This is a genomic window from Pseudomonas sp. NPDC087342 (genome assembly GCF_044744265.1).
Lineage (GTDB): Bacteria > Pseudomonadota > Gammaproteobacteria > Pseudomonadales > Pseudomonadaceae > Aquipseudomonas > Aquipseudomonas nunensis.
The window spans coordinates 52,863-68,807 of record NZ_JBIUXZ010000029.1; the positions used below are offsets into that span (position 1 = coordinate 52,863).

A 15,945-nucleotide genomic window follows, 5' to 3' on the forward strand; every position below is an offset into this window, starting at 1 on the left:
GCAAGCTCCCTCGCCACAGTGACCGCGTCGTTCTCAGTTATTGCGGATCTTCTCGACAATCGCGGTCGTCGAGCTGTTTTCCACCAGCCCCAGCACTTTCACTGTCCCGCCGTAAGCCGCGACGATGTCCGCGCCGACCACCTGGTCGATCCCGTAATCACCACCCTTGACCAACACGTCCGGCTTGACCTCGCGCAGCAGGTTTTCCGGGGTGCCTTCAGGGAAGCTGATGACCCAATCCACCGCGCCCAGACCGGCCAGTACCGCCATGCGCCGGTCAACGCTGTTGATCGGACGACCCGGCCCTTTCAAGCGGCTCACCGAAGCATCGTCATTGACCGCGACGATCAGGCGATCGCCTTGGGCTCGCGCCTGCTCGAGGTAGGTCACATGGCCGGCATGCAGAATGTCGAAGCAGCCGTTGGTGAAGACGATCCGCTCGTTGTGCGCACGGGCATCATCGACCGCCAACAACAGCTGTTCGAGGCCGAGTACACCGCGCTCGGAGCCTTCTTCACGCTGGATCGCGCGACGCAGTTCCGGCGCGCTGATGCACGCCGTACCGAGCTTGCCGACCACAATGCCCGCCGCCAGGTTGGCCAGGGCCACCGCGTGGGGCAGTTCTTCGCCAGCGGCAATTGCCGCCGCCAGGGTAGAAATCACCGTGTCACCGGCGCCGGTCACGTCGAACACTTCACGGGCGCGGGCCGGCAGGTGCAACGCCGGATGATCCGGGCGCAGCAACGTCATGCCGTGCTCGCCACGGGTCACCAGCAAGGCGCCGAGGTCGAGGTCGTGCATCAGGGTCGCGCCCTTGCTCACGAGTTCGTGCTCATCGGCGCAACCGCCAACGATGGCTTCGAACTCGCTGAGGTTCGGCGTGATCACGGTCGCACCACGGTAGATCGAGAAATCCTTGCCCTTGGGGTCGGCCAGCACCGGAATGCCACGGGCGCGGGCGGCCTGGATCAGCACCTGATGGTTTTTCAGTGCGCCTTTGCCGTAGTCGGACAGCACCAGCACCTTGATGCCTTCGAGCAATTCGTCGACCTGCTCGCCCAACGCCAGGGCGTCGGTGGCGAACGGTTCTTCGAAGTCGATACGCAGCAATTGCTGGTGACGGCTCATGACCCGCAACTTGACGATGGTCGGCTGGTGCGCAATGCGCTGGAACAACGCGCGCACGCCTGCACCCTTGAGGCTATTGGCCAGGCTGTCGGCAGCTTCATCGTCGCCGGTCACGCCGACCAGCGAAGCCGGGGCGCCGAGGGCGGCGATGTTGAGAGCAACGTTGGCGGCACCGCCCGGGCGGTCCTCGATTTGCTCGACCTTGACCACCGGTACCGGCGCCTCAGGGGAAATCCGTGAGGTACCACCATGCCAGTAACGGTCGAGCATGACATCGCCGACCACCAAGACAGGGGCTTGATCGAATCGCGGCATGGACAACTTCATGGAGCAACCCACATACAAAATGAACAGGGGCGCGATATTAACACAGGGTTGGCGCAGGCTTGTGCGGCGGCTGCAACAGGATGAATTGACAGGGGTTTCTGATCATTTATTGAGCAAAATCGCCGAAGCCGGACCTAGGCGTCTTCAAATCGACCGGGCTTTATTCATAACCGAGCATCTCGTAATCACGCTGATACACCCGGCGCACCAGCCGTCGGGTCCGCACGGAACAGAAATCGCGGGCCAGCCTTGGCAGGCGCTGCTGTGAGCCGTTGAGATAAGGCAACGTCACCGGGTGCTTCAACTGCTCGCACACCAGCGCGAAATCCCGCGCCAAGTGCTCTTGATAGCCGATGAAGTCGAGGGCCAGATGCCCCAGGGAGTCGGTGAGAAAATCCGTCTGAGCGGCAAAATGCAGTTGACGGCTGATCGTCTCCGGATGCAGCCAGCGCGCCACGAAGTCGTCGAAATCGCGGTACTGACTCACCAGTTTCTGCGCCGCGTGGTCGCGCCGTCCCAGCTCGTTCCCCCGAAGAAAAGCGTAAGCCGAGTAAGCCCTTTCCAGTGGATCGCGGACGAAAGCGAACTTGAAACTGGCGGCAAACTGTTCGGGGAACTGCTGCTCGTACCAGTACAACGGCAAGTGTCCGGGGCTCCAGTCGTCGAACAATGCCGCGCACACACTGCTGCCGGCGCATTTGGGCACATGAATGAACAGGCACCCATGTTGTGCGAAGGACGTGGGGAATTGCAGATTGGCTGACATCGACTTGTTCACCACCTGACGGTCCACGACCGACAGGCGCCCCAGCAGGAAGGCTCGCTGCTGCTTGGGCAATAGTTTCCAGAGATATCGTTGCAACATTGCGGTACCCGCGCGAGGGGGATGGCCCCTTCGATTGAAGTCAAAAGTTCGTTCAGGAACCTTAACAAGCGCGGTGCGGAGTTTTATTCAGGTTTGGTCAAGAAGGGTAAGGATTCGGACACAAATCACCGGGCACATTGCACGTCCGGTAAGCGCGAGGGTGAGCCGGGCTCACCCTCGTACCCGATCAGGCGATGTCTTCAGCCGGGGCATCGAGGCCCATGGCGTTCAAGCGAGCGTAGTAACCGTTCTGCGCCAGCAGTTCGGCATGGGTGCCGCGCTCGACGATGCGGCCCTGATCCATGACCAGAATCAAGTCAGCCTTTTCGATGGTCGACAGCCGGTGGGCGATCACCAGGGTGGTCCGGCCTTTCATGACCTGGTCCAGCGCTGCCTGGATGTGCCGCTCCGATTCGGTATCAAGGGCCGAAGTGGCCTCGTCGAGGATCAGCAGTGGCGCGTTCTTCAGCAGTGCCCGGGCAATCGCCAGACGCTGGCGCTGGCCACCGGACAGCAACACGCCGTTCTCGCCGACCTGAGTGTCCAGGCCTTCCGGCAACTGCGCGATGAAGTCCATGGCGTAAGCGTCTTTCGCCGCTTTCTCGATGTCTTCACGGGGCGCGCCGGCCAGATCGCCATAGGCGATGTTGTTGGCCACGGTGTCGCTGAACAACGTCACATGCTGGGTCACCTGGGCGATGTGCTTGCGCAGGTTCAGCAGTTTGTATTGTTCCACTTCAACGCCATCGATCAGGATCTCGCCCTTGTCGTGGTGATAGAAGCGTGGAATCAGGTTGGCCAGGGTCGATTTGCCGCTGCCCGAGCGTCCCACCAGCGCCACCATTTGCCCCGGTTCGACCGAGAAGCTGATGTCGTTGAGCACCTGGCGATCGGTGTCCGGGTAGGTGAAGCTCAGGTTGCGCACGTCCAGGCGACCGCTGACCGAGTCGCGCTCGACGGTGCCGTTATCGACTTCCGGCTCGACGTCCAGTTGCTCGAAAATGCTTTCGGCACCGGCCACGCCTTTCTGGATGGTCGAGCTGACTTCCGACAATTGACGGATCGGCTTGGGCAGCAGGCCGGCCAGGGTGATGTAGGCAATCATGTCACCGGCAGAAGCATCACCGCGCAGGTACAGCACCAGGAACATCAGCACCGCCATGGCGCTGTAGATCACCAGTTGCAGCAGCGGCGTGTAGATCGCGCCGGTACGGGTCATGCGCAGTTGCTTGTCGGTGTTGCCCTGGCTCGCTGCCAGGAAACGATTTTGCTCGTAGACTTCGCCGCCGAAGCTGCGAACCACGCGATAGCCCTGGATCGTTTCCGAGGACACGTGGGTCACATCGCCCATGGCCGTCTGGATTTTCTTGCTCTGTTTGCGAAATTTCTTGCTGGCGGTGCGCACCATGACGGCAATCAGCGGCAGGATCGCGACCATCACCAGCGTCAGGCGCCAGTTCATGATCAGCAGCGAGCCAAACAGGAAGATCACCGTCATGCCTTCACGGATTACGACCTTGATCGCATCTGTCGCCGCCCCGGTGACCATGGTCACGTTGAAGGTGATACGCGAAATCAGATGACCCGAGTTATGCTTGTCGAAGTAACGATTCGGCAAGACCAGCAGGTTGTTGAACAGTTGCACCCGCAGGTCGTGGACCAGCCCGAGGGAAACCTTGGCCAGGAAGTAGTTACCCAGGTAAGAACCCAACCCCTGCCACGCCGCGATCAGGATGATCAGCAACGGCACCGCCTGCAGCAGTTGCAGGTCGCGCAGGTAAGGCACCGTCGGAAACAGCACGGCCTCTGGATTGGACAGACCGTCGACGAAGTACTTGAGGATGTAGCCGAGCATTGGCTGCGTCGAAGCGAAAATCAGAAAACCGACAATGCTGATCAGGAAAAGACTGATGTACGGCCGGACATAGCCGAGCAGACGGAAGTAGATTTTCAAGCTCGATGGGCTTGCGGAGAGACTGGAGTCGGTCATATCACGCGAATGTCGATAAAAAGGACGCTGACTTTAGCACAGCTTCTTCAGGGTTCTGGCAAACGCATAAAGGCTGTTATTGTTAGGCACTGCATTCGGCATCAAATAGCCATCACACCGAAATGGCCGATCAACTTCAGGATTGAATCTCTCAGCATGCAACTCAGCGGTTTCAACAATACGTCCAATCGAATCTTCGATTTCATTTGCCTGTGGATTCTTCCACTGGGCTATCTCTTGCTCCTGTGTGCGCTGTTCTTTCTGCCCGGACGCAGCCTTCACCACAAACTGTTTTATGGTCTTTTCAGCATTCCATCGCTGATTGCCCTGTGCCTGCGCCCGCGGGAACTCAAGGAGTTGATACGCGAACCGGTGTTCATTGCACTGCTGATGTTCGCCGCCTGGGCCTTGCTGAGTCTGTGCTGGGGACCGCAAGACAACGAAAGTATTCCCGGCCAGTCCAAGCCAGCACTGCATACGTTGCTGTTGTTTGCCGGCTCCTACCTGCTGGTGCGCCACCGCAGCGAGATCATCCAGCCGTTGCTGTTCAGTGCCGCAATCGTCGGGCTGATTGCTTCGGTCTACAACCTGTACATGTTTGCGCATATCTATGAGCCCGGCATGCGGCTGATTGGTGCCGGCGCGTTTGACAACCCATTGCTCAGCTCGCATATCTTCGGTTTCTTCTGTGCCTACTGGCTAAGCCTGAGCATGACGTGCAAGCGTCGCCAGGTGCTCTGGCTCAGCCTTCCGGCCATGGGGGTCATGTTCATTGCGGTGATCGCCACAGGGTCCCGAACCCCACTGGTTGCCCTGACACTGGCCGCGCTCTGGTTGTGTTTCATCTGCTGGAATCGCCGCTCGGTCGTATTGCTCGCAGCGCTGGCAGCCAGCGGGTTAGGCGTCATCGTGCTGTTTTCGCGGATGCTCATCGAGCGAGGCGATTCCTTCCGCCTCGAAATCTGGCAAATGGTCCTGCAACGGATCGCTGAACACCCCTGGATTGGCCATGGCTACAACGCCAGCCTGGCACTCGACCCGGGCGTCGGCTACAACCTGCAGGAGCCCCATAGCTTTGTGCTTGGCGTGCTCTATTACGTTGGTATTTTCGGCTTGTTGCCCTGGTTGTTCTTTCAGGCCTGGGGCTTGCTGAGCAGCTGGCGCTATCGCGTCCAGCCGCTGTTTATTATCGCTTCGACCTGGCTGATATTCGGCATCGGCGCCGGCCTGACCGAGGGTGGCGGGATCATTTCGCGCCCCAAAGAGCACTGGTTCCTGCTGTGGATTCCCTTGGCGCTGATCGCCGCGCTAAGCATCAACCAGCGCGCCAGACGCCTGCTGACCCTACCGGTTAAAACACTGAAGCCGACAGCTTTCGAGCAAATGACCGCGAATGCTCAAATGATCGAAGAAGACGGGCTGGGGCCTAAAGTCCTGCGTTTGGCCGATGGCAGCTTCCTCAAGCTGTTCCGCCGTCGTCGCTGGTACACCTCGGGCAGTTTTAACCCCTACTCCGAACGCTTTGCGGTAAACAGCGAGCAACTGCGCACCTTGGGCATTCCAACACCACTGACCCTGGGCCTTTACCGCCTCAAAGACGGCAGCAGTGCGGTGCATTACTCGCCACTACCCGGCAACACCCTGCGTCAGGTTCTGCAAGGGATCACCGCGCCAGCGGTGCGTCAGGCACTGGTCGAGCGTTTCGGCAAGTTCATGGCGCAGCTACATGAGCAAGGCGTGTACTTCCGCTCCCTGCACCTGGGTAACGTACTGGTGCTGGAGGACGGCGAGTTCGGCCTGATCGATCTGGCCGATATGCGCATCTATCCGTCCTCGTTAAGTCTGTCCCTGCGTCAGCGTAATTTGCGGCACATGCAACGCTACACCGAGGATCGGCGCTGGTTGTTCGAAGATCACTTCGAAGCGCTGCTCCAGGGATACGCCGTGACAGCGTCTAAATCCGCCGTAAGCAACCTGCACAAGCAAGTGCTGGCCGCCAGCCTCCCGGCCCGAGCTCACTGATGAACGAAACCAACCCCCTCATTGCGCTGGCAGCCTATCTGCTGGCCATCGTGACCGCCGCACTGCTGTTGCGCGCCGTTCCGAAAATCGCCCGGCACTTGCAGCATTCCGGTGAAAGTCGCTATGGCAGCATCGACGGCCTGCGTGGCTATCTGGCGTTTGGCGTGTTCGTGCACCACTCGATCATTACCTGGATCTTTTTACGTACCGGCATCATTGATTTTCCACCGAGCAACTTCTATTCGCAGCTCGGCCAGGGCAGCGTTGCGCTGTTTTTCATGATCACCGGTTTTCTGTTCTGGAGCCGATTGCTCGCCCAAGGGCGCAACCACGACTGGCTGGCCTTTGCCGTATCCCGGCTGTTTCGACTCTACCCGTTGTATTTGCCACTGATGGTGATCGTGTTCGTCTCGGTCTTCTATCTGCAAAATTGGGAGCTGAAAGATTCCGGCGTCCGGCTCGCCGGTCAGATCCTGGCCTGGCTCACATTCGACCGACCGGACGTCAACCAGTACCACCAGACCGGCATGTTGATCTCCAACGTCACCTGGACTCTGGGCTACGAGGTGTTTTTCTACTTGGCATTGCCGCTGGCCGGCATGGTGTTCATCTATCGCGGCAACTGGCTGCAAGTGGTGTTGTGCCTGATCGGCATTTACGCCCTGTACCAGGTCGTCGGCTGGGAACACTCGCTGAAGAAACACTTCCTGGCCAGCTTCCTCGGGGGCATCGGTGCCGCCTACTGGGTTCGCCGGCCGCAACTGGTGGCCTGGAGTCAGACGCGCCTGGCCGGCATCATCGCGCTGATCGCGCTGGCGATTGCCTTCACCGCCTACAGCCGTGCCTTCAGCCTGATGCCGTTGCTGCTGCTGTCGGTGTTTTTTGTGATCGTGGCATCCGGGCACACGCTATTCGGCGCCCTGAAACCACGCAGCATCCGCTGGCTCGGCGAAATCAGCTACAGCACCTACCTGCTGCATGGTTTCCTGATCTGGGTGATGGTGCAGCGCCTGCCGCATATATTGCCCATCGATACCCGTGAAACCTGGGTCTTCCTGCCGATGATGGCGCTGTGCGCTTGCCTGCTGATCATCATCAGCAGCCTGACCTTCCTGTACATCGAGAAGCCAGGCATCAACGCCGGCAAGAAAGTCTTGCAGTGGCTGCGACAAGGCCGCGAGGCCGACAAGCGCCTGGAGGAAAAGATCGCCCGCTAGCCGCTAGCGATCCACCCGGCAGGTGTCAGTCTTTTTCCAGCGGCGAGAAGTACAGCCGCCCCAGACCACGCCAGGTCTTCTTGTTCCAGGCCTTGAACGGGATCTGCGCCAGCAGCTCCCGCGCCAGCGTGCGATCGCGGTTGGCGGTTTTGAGGAACATCGAACTCAGGAACTTGTAGCGCACCTCGTCGTACAGCGGGTGATCGCTGAACAGCGCGTAGGAACGCAAGATGTTGTCGATCATGAAGCGGTGGTTCTTGTAGGAATTGGTGGCGTGCTTGCGATAGCGCGCCATCAGCACGTTCAGGCCGTCGATGAAATAACCGGCATGGGTCACCTTCAGCTCGATCAGCAAGTCTTCCAGACGAATGTTCGGATCGAACCCGCCCACCTTGTCCAGCGCCTCGCGACGGATCATCAGGGTCGGCGCCGGTGGGTAAGGCTTGCGCTCCAGGAACATGTCATCAAAGTCCAGGCGACGGAACGGCACGTCCCGGCGCTGGCGCTTCTCCGGGTACAGATTGCCGTCGGCGTCGATCAGCTCGATATTGCCGGCGCAAATCCCGACCTCGGGCTTGCCGTCCATGTACGCCACCTGCGTCGCTATACGCTCGGGCATCATGATGTCATCGGAACCGAACGGCACGATCAGGCTGCCCTTGGAGCGCGCGATTGCGCCGTTGAGCGTGTTGGTCAGCCCCTGGTTTTCCTGCACCCGGAAGTCGAAGCCGTGCTGCGCCTGTAACGCCTTGATGCGCTCGACACTGTCGTCCTTGGAGCCGTCATCGACCACCAGCAACTCGATGTTCGAGTAGGTCTGGTTGATAACACTGAGGATGCTTTCCTCGATGTAGGGCGCGTGGTTGTACGACGCAATGATGACGGTGACGATCGGTTGCGCGTCGCTCATTTTGGTTCCTTGCGGGCCTGTTCCAGGCCGGAGTCGATCAGGGTCAGGTATTCCTGGCGGAACACCTCGATGTCATGTTCTTTCTGCAGATAACGGAAGGCCTGTTCGCCCTTGGCCTTGAGTTCGTCATCCGACAGGGCGAGGTAGTTATCCAGCGCCGCAACCAGGCTCGGCACATCCTTTGGCGTAATCGCCAGCCCGCCGGCGCCCTCGATCAACGGCAGCATGGCCGGCACGTTCGAGGCGATTACCGGCAAGTGCCCGCTCATGCCTTCGAGCAGCGCCAGGCCCAGGCCTTCGGCCAGGGATGGCATGGTCCAGACGTCGAAAGCGCGAATGTACTGCAAGGCGATTTCCCTGAACCCCAACAGGTGCGCACGACCAGTCAGGCCCAGGCGTTCGATCTCCGCCGCCAGTTTCGCTTCTTCACGGCCAGCGCCAATGATCGCCAGTTGGGTGTTCGGGTATTTGTCCTTGAGTGCGGCAAACGCCTGCAACAGGTAGGTGTGACCCTTGACCGGCACCAGCCGGCCCAATGCGCCGATCAGCCGCACCGCCGGATCAATGCCCAGCATTTCACGGGCGCGCTCGCGGCTGTGCTGCAAGCCCTCGGCCTGTTCGATGTCGATGGCATTGGTAATCGCGTAGGTGTTCTGGTCGGTAAAGCCGCAGTCGCAGTCCAGCAGGTACTGTTTAACCGCTGGCGAGACGCCGACGAAGCGCCAGTGACGATCGATCAGGCGCTGGGTCTGGCGGCGCCGGTAAAACCGGTCGTACTCGCCGAAGCCGTGGGAGATGCCGATGCACAGCGGCACTTTCAGCCAGCGGTTGAGCGTCAGCATCATGTTCACGGGCTTGAAGCGGTTGCAGATCACCACGTCGAATTTTTCAGCACGGCAGAATTTGAACAACTGCCACATGGCGCGCAGGCGCATGCCTTTGAGGGATTTGTCGGAAAACTCGAAATACACCGAACGGTCGGCACGGCTCACTGCCTCGCCAGGTCCTGGCTTGCCACGCAGGAACGCGGCGGTCACCTCGTAGCGATCGCTGGGCAGCGCCTTGACGATCTGCTCTGCCAGGTCGGCAAAATCATGGGCTTTGACGTTGTAGTCAGGCTGCAGTTGCAGAACCTTTGACCGTTGACTCATAACTCTCCCCGTGGAAACCAGTCGCATCGATGACCCAGACCGGTTCGGCGGCGATGCGCCTGACCTCGGCCGGATCGGGTGGGGGCAACCGTGACCACTCGTTGCGCTTCCAGCAAACGAAGTGGAAATACGGAAACCGGCGATCGCCATCGCGATCATTGCTCAAACAGCCATCACGCCAATACCAGTGGCGCGGAAAATCGTCTGTGCCGTCATGCCACTTGATGCAGCCACCCGGCGTGCTGAACGCTTCGGTGAACTCGCTGCGGCGACGCCACGGATTGAGCTTGCCCACCAGGGTGAACAAAGGCTCGGGAAAATTCTTGCGCCAGAGGAAGATGCGGCTGAATGCCCCCTCGTCCAGCGCGTGATGTTCCTGATCGGTAAAACGCTTTTGCCAGCCCCTGATCTGCATGAACAACTCACGCTTGCGCGCGGTGTTGCGCATCAGGCAAAGGTGCCCTGCGACTCGCCGTTCATGGGTGGAAAACAGGTCATAAGCGGCCAGCCGATCCGGGGTGAAATAACTTCGCAGGTCACCATACACCAGATCAATATCGCCGAATGCCCAGAAATCATAGCCTTGCAGGCGGTCAGCGTGAATGTGTCCCAGCGCCGGTTTGATGTCGCACAGCTTGTAAGCCGCACCGGGCGCGAAATCGATGTTCAGGCGCCGGGACACCAGCGCGCAGTAATCGCTGAAGCTCATGCTCTCGACGGTGACATTCGGCGGCAGGTTCTCGGGAATCCCGCAGTCACTGAACAACAACCAGTCGATATCCGGATTACGCCTGCAGCTCTCCAGAAAGAACGGCATCCAGAACGGCCATTGGCCGAAATACGGAATCAGAAAAAGAATACGCGGGCTCGGACTCATCACAGAAACTTCACTGCGGCAGGTTAATTTGCCGCCATGCTAAACCGGGTCATGCTTCATTTTTACTGTGCAGATGTATCGTTATGCTTCAAAACCCACAACAATTCATGGCGTCTGACGGCTTTGCGAAAGAACTCGTTCTCGCCATACGTCGGCGCAACCCGTCTAGCCAGCAGGCGTTGTATGCAGCGGCGCAATCGGCGCTTGAACGGCATGGGCGGTTGCAGGTCATGCATCATGCCCAAGGCCATTGCCTTGTCCCGCTGTTGCTCGATGGACATCGGCAGGCAGCATGGCTGCATCGCCAGGGTCGAATCGAACGCCGGGGGCAACGTGATGCCATCGCCCTCGTTGCCCATCGGCCAGCGATCATTGTCGTGCAAGTGATTGGCGTAGCCGAGCAGAGTCGGCTGCCAGTCCAGGCCTTTGAGCGCTTCGAGGACCGCTTCCTGAGCACAGATATGATCGGGGTGCGGATCGAGGGTCGGGTGCGGCAGCACAATCACCTCCGGGCGTGCTCGCAACAGCACTTCGCGAAGGTCGGCCAGCAGGTTGTTCCAGGTCGGTGCGCCGTCGACATCACCGGGCAACGTGAACGGGTTCAACTGGCGAAACAGGCGGGTGTCGCCCAACTCGGCTTCTCGCGAACCCATCGGCTGGGAAGGCGCGGCTTTCATCGCCGCCAGTTGCATGCAGAAATAGCCCAGTTGCACGCAATGCGCCTCAGGCACACCGGCCCAACGCGGCACGGCGATGCTGTCCCAGGCGCGCAACCGGCCCTTGAGCCGCGCCGCCTCGGCCTTGTTCAGGCCCATCCGCTGATAGTGTTCGGCTTCGATTTCGCCGGCGGTCAGGGTGACAATCCAGGCTTCACTGGCCTGGCTGTATAAACCGTAGGCGGCCAACTCGGCATCGTCAGCGTGGGGCGCGATCACCATGACCCGCTGGCGGTGATAATCCGGTTGTTCGAAAGCCCAGAGCACTGGCTCACCGAACACTTTGCAGAAGCGCCCGCGCAAGCGCAGTTGCCCTTGGGATAGAACGTGCACCTGACCGCTGAGGTTCAGGTAACGCAGGCCATTGACGCCGCGCTCGAACGTTTGCCGATCCGGGTGGTTGCCACCCTCCAGCTCGACCACCGGGTCGAAAAAGCGCCCCAGCCAGGTACTTTTTACCCGCAGCGCGAGTACCAACGTAGCGTCGTCGACCAGCATCACACCTTCGTCCAGTCGCAGATGCTCGCCCACCAAGTGAACCTTGGGCTGCTGAGTGTAGGGCGGAAAGCTGTACTGGTAATCGTCGCCGGGCGAATAGAACAAATGGTCGGCGAACCAGGCTTCGTGAGCAATCCAGCCCAGCACCGCGAGCACCAACGGCAGCCACCAGGCCACCAGCATGCCGATGACAATCAACAGCGCCAGCGCGATCAGCAGGCCGATGCGCTTGGTGCGACGGTGACGCTTGAGCAGTTGCTGTTTGCGGCTCATGGATTGGCTCATACGGTGAAGACCGGCACAGGATTGCACCAGCGGTCCTTGTATTCACGGTCGGCCCGACCGAAGGAAAACCGCAGGGGTTTATCCAGGGCTCGGGCGTGTTCCCAGGCGCTTTGGGTGTTGAGGAAACTCAGCACGCTGCCAGGGCTGAACTCGCGGGTTTGCGGGTCGACGCCGCCATTGATGTACTCGACGCTGATCCACTGCGACGCTTCGACGCGGTACACCAGTTGAATTGCAATCGGCGCATCGTTGAGGAAGATCACCGAGCCGATCAGCAGCTCGCGCAGCAACTCAATCACCTCGCCCATGCGCGCCGCACCGGTGGCCGGAAAGCCCCAGCGGCGCTGGAACAAGTCGCAATAGATGGCCGCCAGCTCGCTGCTGGAAAACTCGCTGACCGGCCGCACCACCCCGCCCGCCTCTTCCAGCAAACGCAGTTCGCGGCGCTGGTTGTAGCGAAACTTCTTCGACAGTTCTTCGGGCGTGCGGGCCATGGCCAGTTGCTCGGTCTGCAACTTGATACCGGTAAAGCGGCCTTCGTTCAGGGCAGACAGGTAACGCCCACGATGCCGCAAAGGAGCCTGAGCATCGGCGGCGGCCGGCAGGATCAGTTCGGCATTACCGAGGTCGAACAGGCCTTTTTTACCGCTGCGTTTGAGCACATCTTTGGACAGAGCGAGGTCGCGCCCCCAGGTCGGGATCGCGGCTTTGACTTCGCCATTTTGTTCCCAGGCCAGGTAGCGCACCGGGATGTCCGCCAGCGCTGCCAGCCGTTCGACGACCATTGGATGAGTCGCGACGCTGCCGCCAAAACGCTGCCAGGCATCGGCATACGTCGAGGCGTCGACAGACGCCCAGCCACGTTCGCGCCAGCCTTGAAATCGGTTGAGCATCAGCCCCTCTGTGCCAGTTCGGTAACGTGTGGCAAATGCCAGAAAGTGTCACGCACGGCGCGGTCGCTGAAGCGCTCACGCAAGCGATCGAGCATCAGCTCGGCGCACTGGCGACGTTGCTGCTCGTCCATCGCGGCCAAATGCTGCAGCCCTTGCGCCAGGTGTTCGGCATCGCCCAACGGGAACAGAATACCGACGCCTTCGACCACTTCCTTCGCCCCGCCGCAGGCAGTCGCCAGCAACGGCACGCCGGCGGCCATGGCTTCAAGCAGCACCATGCCGAACGGCTCGTGATCGGAGCTCAAGGCAAACACATCGAAAGCACGGAAGTAGCGCCGGGCCTCCGGCACCTGGCCGAGGAACAGCACGCGGTCACCGATCCCGAGTTCACGGGCCAGATCCTTGAGACTTTGCTCCAGGCGACCGGAACCGAGAATCACCAGTTGGCTATTGCCCGGCAACCCCGGCAGTGCTGCGGCAAAACCGTGCAGCAGCGTGGTCTGATCCTTGTCCGGATGCAGCCGCCCGACGTTGCCGACCACCCACGCATCCGCCGCCAGACCGAGGGTTTCCCGGGCTTCGCGAGCCGACACTTGAGTGACCTGCAAGCCCTGCACATCGATACGGTTGTAGAGCGTCTGAATCCGCGCCGCCGGCCATTTTGGCAAGCATTTGCGCATGTCATCGCGCACCGCATCGGACACGCCGAGCAGGCTTAAACGCTTGCGGAAAATGTGCGCGAACAGTTTGCGCGTGCCGCGTTTGTAATCATCAAACGCGTGGTGCACGCCAATCACCGGCAACGACGTGCCGAGCAAGGCGATGTAAATCGGCTTGAAGCGATGGGCAATGCAGAAACTGAAGTTGCGCGAAGCGGCGATCTTGCGCAGATCGCCGATGGCGCCCAGCTTCAGGCCACGAATGGCCTTGGAGCTGTATTCCATGAACAGCACTTCGTCGGAAGCGCAGCCCGCGGCGACTTCAGCATCGGCGGCCCCGGTCAGAAAGACCGTGGTCACTCGATAACCAGTCCCCGCGAACAGGCTGGCGTACTGCCGGGCGCAGTCCAGGAACGGCCCGTCATAGCCGTGACAGAACTGCAGCACATGGCGTTCAGCCGAGCGTGTCATAAGCGTCCGCGCCTTCTTTGACCACCAGAATGTCTTCCATGATCAGGTATTGCAGGTCGGAGCCGAAGAACATGTTCAGGGCGTCGGTCGGCGAGCAAATCATCGGCTCGCCACGACGGTTGAGCGAGGTGTTCAGCGACACGCCGTTGCCGGTCAGTACTTCCAGCGCTTTCATCATGTCGTAGTAGCGCGGGTTGTATTCGCGCTTGAGCACCTGGGCCCGAGACGTGCCGTCTTCGTGGACGACTTCCGGCACACGGGTTTTCCACTCTTCAGCCACTTCAAAGGTGAAGGTCATGAAGGGTGCCGGGTGATCGACCTTGATCATCTGCGGGGCCACGGTGTCGAGCATCGACGGGCAGAAAGGCCTCCAGCGCTCGCGGAACTTGATCTGGTGGTTGATGCGGTCAGCCACACCGGTCGCACTCGGGCAACCAATGATCGAACGACCGCCCAAGGCACGCGGGCCGAACTCCATGCGACCCTGGAACCAGGCCACCGGGTTGCCATCGACCATGATCTTGGCGATGTTTTCCGGCATGTTCTCAAGCTTGCGCCAGGTCGGCTTGCTCGGGTGACGGGCGCACGCGGCAATCACGTCTTCGTTGCTGTAGGACGGGCCGAGGTAGACATGTTCCATCTTCTCGACCGGTACGCCACGGGCGTGCGACACATAGGCTGCTGCGCCCACTGCGGTGCCGGCATCGCCGGACGCAGGCTGGACGAACAGTTCCTTGACGTCGTCGCGGGCAATGATTTTCTGGTTCAGCTTGACGTTCAACGCACAGCCGCCGGCGAAGGCCAGCTTGCCGGTTTCCTTGAGCACGTCGCCCAGGTAGTGGTCGATCATCTGCAGCGAGATCTTTTCGAACAGCGCTTGCATGCTGGCGGCGTAGTGGATGTACGGCTCGTCGGCGATGTCGCCTTCGCGCTTCGGACCCAGCCACTCGATCAGCTTCGGCGAGAAGTAGAAGCCTTTGCCCTTCTCTTTGTAGCGACGCAGGCCGATGACGTTGGCGTAGTCGGTGTTGATCACCAGTTCGCCGTTTTCAAACGAGGCCAGGCGCGAGAAATCGTACTTGGTCGCGTCGCCATAAGGTGCCATGCCCATGACCTTGAACTCGCCGTCGAGCATCTCGAAACCGAGGAACTCGGTGATCGCGCCGTACAGGCCGCCGAGGGAGTCAGGGTCGAAGAATTCCTTGATCTTGTGGATCTTGCCGTTCTCGCCGTAACCGAAGAAGGTCGTGGCGTACTCACCCTTGCCGTCGATCCCGAGGATCGCGGTTTTCTCTTTGAAACCGGAGCAGTGGTAGGCGCTGGAGGCGTGGGCCAGGTGATGCTCGACCGGTTCGATCTTGATTTTCTTCGGGTCAAAACCCAGTTGCTCAAGGCAGAACACGATCTTGTTGCGATAGCGCTTGTAGCGACGGTTGCCCATCAGGATCGCGTCGAGGGCGCGGTCCGGGGCGTACCAGTAACGCTTGGCATAGTGCCAGCGTGCCTTGCCGAACAGGCTGATCGGGGCGAACGGGATCGCCACCACGTCAACGTCGGACGGCTTGATGCCTGCCTGTTCGAGGCAGAACTTCGCCGATTCGTAGGGCATGCGGTTCTTTGCATGTTTATCGCGTACGAAGCGCTCTTCCTCAGCCGCCGCGACCAGCTTGCCGTCGATGTACAAGGCTGCGGAAGGATCATGGCTAAGGGCGCCGGACAGGCCAAGAATCGTCAATGCCACAGGGGTCTAGCCTCTTTAGTCTGCATTCAGGCGACAAGCGCCTCAAAAATTAATGTGCCCTCGCAAGGGGCGAGAGACAGCTAAAGGGCGGGATTATAGCTTAAAAGCGACGGCAAGCCTCTAGCGGGAAGTCGCGGGGTCGCTCGTTGACAGACAGACGACCTCGACTTAGACTCCTGCGCAAATGGACTGGGA

General features: G+C 60.2%; 12 protein-coding genes. 2 read left to right on the top strand and 10 right to left on the bottom strand.

What is annotated here, in order from left to right; all coding sequences use genetic code 11:
* Positions 1-33 precede the first annotated feature (33 nt).
* From hldE to msbA, 3 genes are all read right to left on the bottom strand, one after another.
* Entirely contained in the window at positions 34-1,455 is a 1,422-nt protein-coding gene (gene hldE, locus ACIOYV_RS30100) for a bifunctional D-glycero-beta-D-manno-heptose-7-phosphate kinase/D-glycero-beta-D-manno-heptose 1-phosphate adenylyltransferase HldE (RefSeq protein ID WP_401329691.1), read from the bottom strand.
* Positions 1,456-1,615: 160 nt separating this feature from the next.
* Positions 1,616-2,320: a sulfotransferase family 2 domain-containing protein gene (locus ACIOYV_RS30105; protein ID WP_401329694.1), complete on the bottom strand. Its 705-nt coding sequence runs from the start codon at positions 2,318-2,320 to the stop codon at positions 1,616-1,618.
* Positions 2,321-2,507: 187 nt separating this feature from the next.
* Positions 2,508-4,310 (bottom strand): lipid A export permease/ATP-binding protein MsbA, encoded by a 1,803-nt coding sequence (gene msbA, locus ACIOYV_RS30110; protein WP_054053280.1) that lies wholly within the window; start codon positions 4,308-4,310, stop codon positions 2,508-2,510.
* 156 nt (positions 4,311-4,466) lie between these two features.
* Here msbA and ACIOYV_RS30115 point away from each other — a divergent pair, with 156 nt between their 5' ends.
* A complete protein-coding gene (locus tag ACIOYV_RS30115; RefSeq protein WP_401329697.1) occupies positions 4,467-6,332 on the top strand; it encodes an O-antigen ligase family protein in 1,866 nt (621 codons plus the stop codon).
* The gene (locus ACIOYV_RS30120) at positions 6,332-7,549 is read left to right on the top strand and encodes an acyltransferase family protein (RefSeq protein WP_401329699.1); all 1,218 of its coding nucleotides are present in this window, start codon (positions 6,332-6,334) and stop codon (positions 7,547-7,549) included. The genes ACIOYV_RS30115 and ACIOYV_RS30120 overlap by 1 nt, the downstream gene beginning before the upstream one ends.
* Positions 7,550-7,574: 25 nt before the next feature.
* Here ACIOYV_RS30120 and ACIOYV_RS30125 read toward each other — a convergent pair whose 3' ends face one another.
* The 7 genes from ACIOYV_RS30125 to ACIOYV_RS30155 are packed head-to-tail and all read right to left on the bottom strand — an operon-like array spanning position 7,575 to position 15,750.
* Positions 7,575-8,459, bottom strand: a complete 885-nt coding sequence (locus tag ACIOYV_RS30125; RefSeq protein ID WP_401329702.1) for a glycosyltransferase — start codon at positions 8,457-8,459, stop codon at positions 7,575-7,577.
* On the bottom strand, positions 8,456-9,610 hold the full coding sequence (locus ACIOYV_RS30130) for a glycosyltransferase family 4 protein (RefSeq protein WP_401329704.1): 1,155 nt from the start codon (positions 9,608-9,610) through the stop codon (positions 8,456-8,458). The genes ACIOYV_RS30125 and ACIOYV_RS30130 overlap by 4 nt, the downstream gene beginning before the upstream one ends.
* Positions 9,573-10,490: a DUF6625 family protein gene (locus ACIOYV_RS30135; RefSeq protein WP_401329707.1), complete on the bottom strand. Its 918-nt coding sequence runs from the start codon at positions 10,488-10,490 to the stop codon at positions 9,573-9,575. Before ACIOYV_RS30135 ends, ACIOYV_RS30130 begins: the two co-directional genes overlap by 38 nt.
* 59 nt (positions 10,491-10,549) lie before the next feature.
* On the bottom strand, positions 10,550-11,974 hold the full coding sequence (locus tag ACIOYV_RS30140) for a PIG-L deacetylase family protein (protein ID WP_401329710.1): 1,425 nt from the start codon (positions 11,972-11,974) through the stop codon (positions 10,550-10,552).
* A gap of 8 nt (positions 11,975-11,982) precedes the next feature.
* Positions 11,983-12,879 (bottom strand): antimicrobial resistance protein Mig-14, encoded by an 897-nt coding sequence (locus tag ACIOYV_RS30145; RefSeq protein WP_401329713.1) that lies wholly within the window; start codon positions 12,877-12,879, stop codon positions 11,983-11,985.
* Complete coding sequence (locus ACIOYV_RS30150; RefSeq protein ID WP_054053265.1) at positions 12,879-14,009, bottom strand: glycosyltransferase; 1,131 nt, start codon at positions 14,007-14,009, stop codon at positions 12,879-12,881. Before ACIOYV_RS30150 ends, ACIOYV_RS30145 begins: the two co-directional genes overlap by 1 nt.
* Positions 13,993-15,750 (bottom strand): carbamoyltransferase, encoded by a 1,758-nt coding sequence (locus ACIOYV_RS30155; protein WP_054053263.1) that lies wholly within the window; start codon positions 15,748-15,750, stop codon positions 13,993-13,995. The genes ACIOYV_RS30150 and ACIOYV_RS30155 overlap by 17 nt, the downstream gene beginning before the upstream one ends.
* Positions 15,751-15,945: the final 195 nt, after the last annotated feature.

Bases quoted from the DNA above. Each gene is read 5' to 3' on its own strand.
- ACIOYV_RS30140 (WP_401329710.1), bottom strand. From the start codon at position 11,974: ATGAGCCGCAAACAGCAACTGCTCAAGCGTCACCGTCGCACCAAGCGC.
- ACIOYV_RS30120 (WP_401329699.1), top strand. From the start codon at position 6,332: ATGAACGAAACCAACCCCCTCATTGCGCTGGCAGCCTATCTGCTGGCC.
- hldE (WP_401329691.1), bottom strand. From the start codon at position 1,455: ATGAAGTTGTCCATGCCGCGATTCGATCAAGCCCCTGTCTTGGTGGTC.
- ACIOYV_RS30115 (WP_401329697.1), top strand. From the start codon at position 4,467: ATGCAACTCAGCGGTTTCAACAATACGTCCAATCGAATCTTCGATTTC.
- ACIOYV_RS30105 (WP_401329694.1), bottom strand. From the start codon at position 2,320: ATGTTGCAACGATATCTCTGGAAACTATTGCCCAAGCAGCAGCGAGCC.
- msbA (WP_054053280.1), bottom strand. From the start codon at position 4,310: ATGACCGACTCCAGTCTCTCCGCAAGCCCATCGAGCTTGAAAATCTAC.
- ACIOYV_RS30125 (WP_401329702.1), bottom strand. From the start codon at position 8,459: ATGAGCGACGCGCAACCGATCGTCACCGTCATCATTGCGTCGTACAAC.
- ACIOYV_RS30145 (WP_401329713.1), bottom strand. From the start codon at position 12,879: ATGCTCAACCGATTTCAAGGCTGGCGCGAACGTGGCTGGGCGTCTGTC.
- ACIOYV_RS30130 (WP_401329704.1), bottom strand. From the start codon at position 9,610: ATGAGTCAACGGTCAAAGGTTCTGCAACTGCAGCCTGACTACAACGTC.
- ACIOYV_RS30150 (WP_054053265.1), bottom strand. From the start codon at position 14,009: ATGACACGCTCGGCTGAACGCCATGTGCTGCAGTTCTGTCACGGCTAT.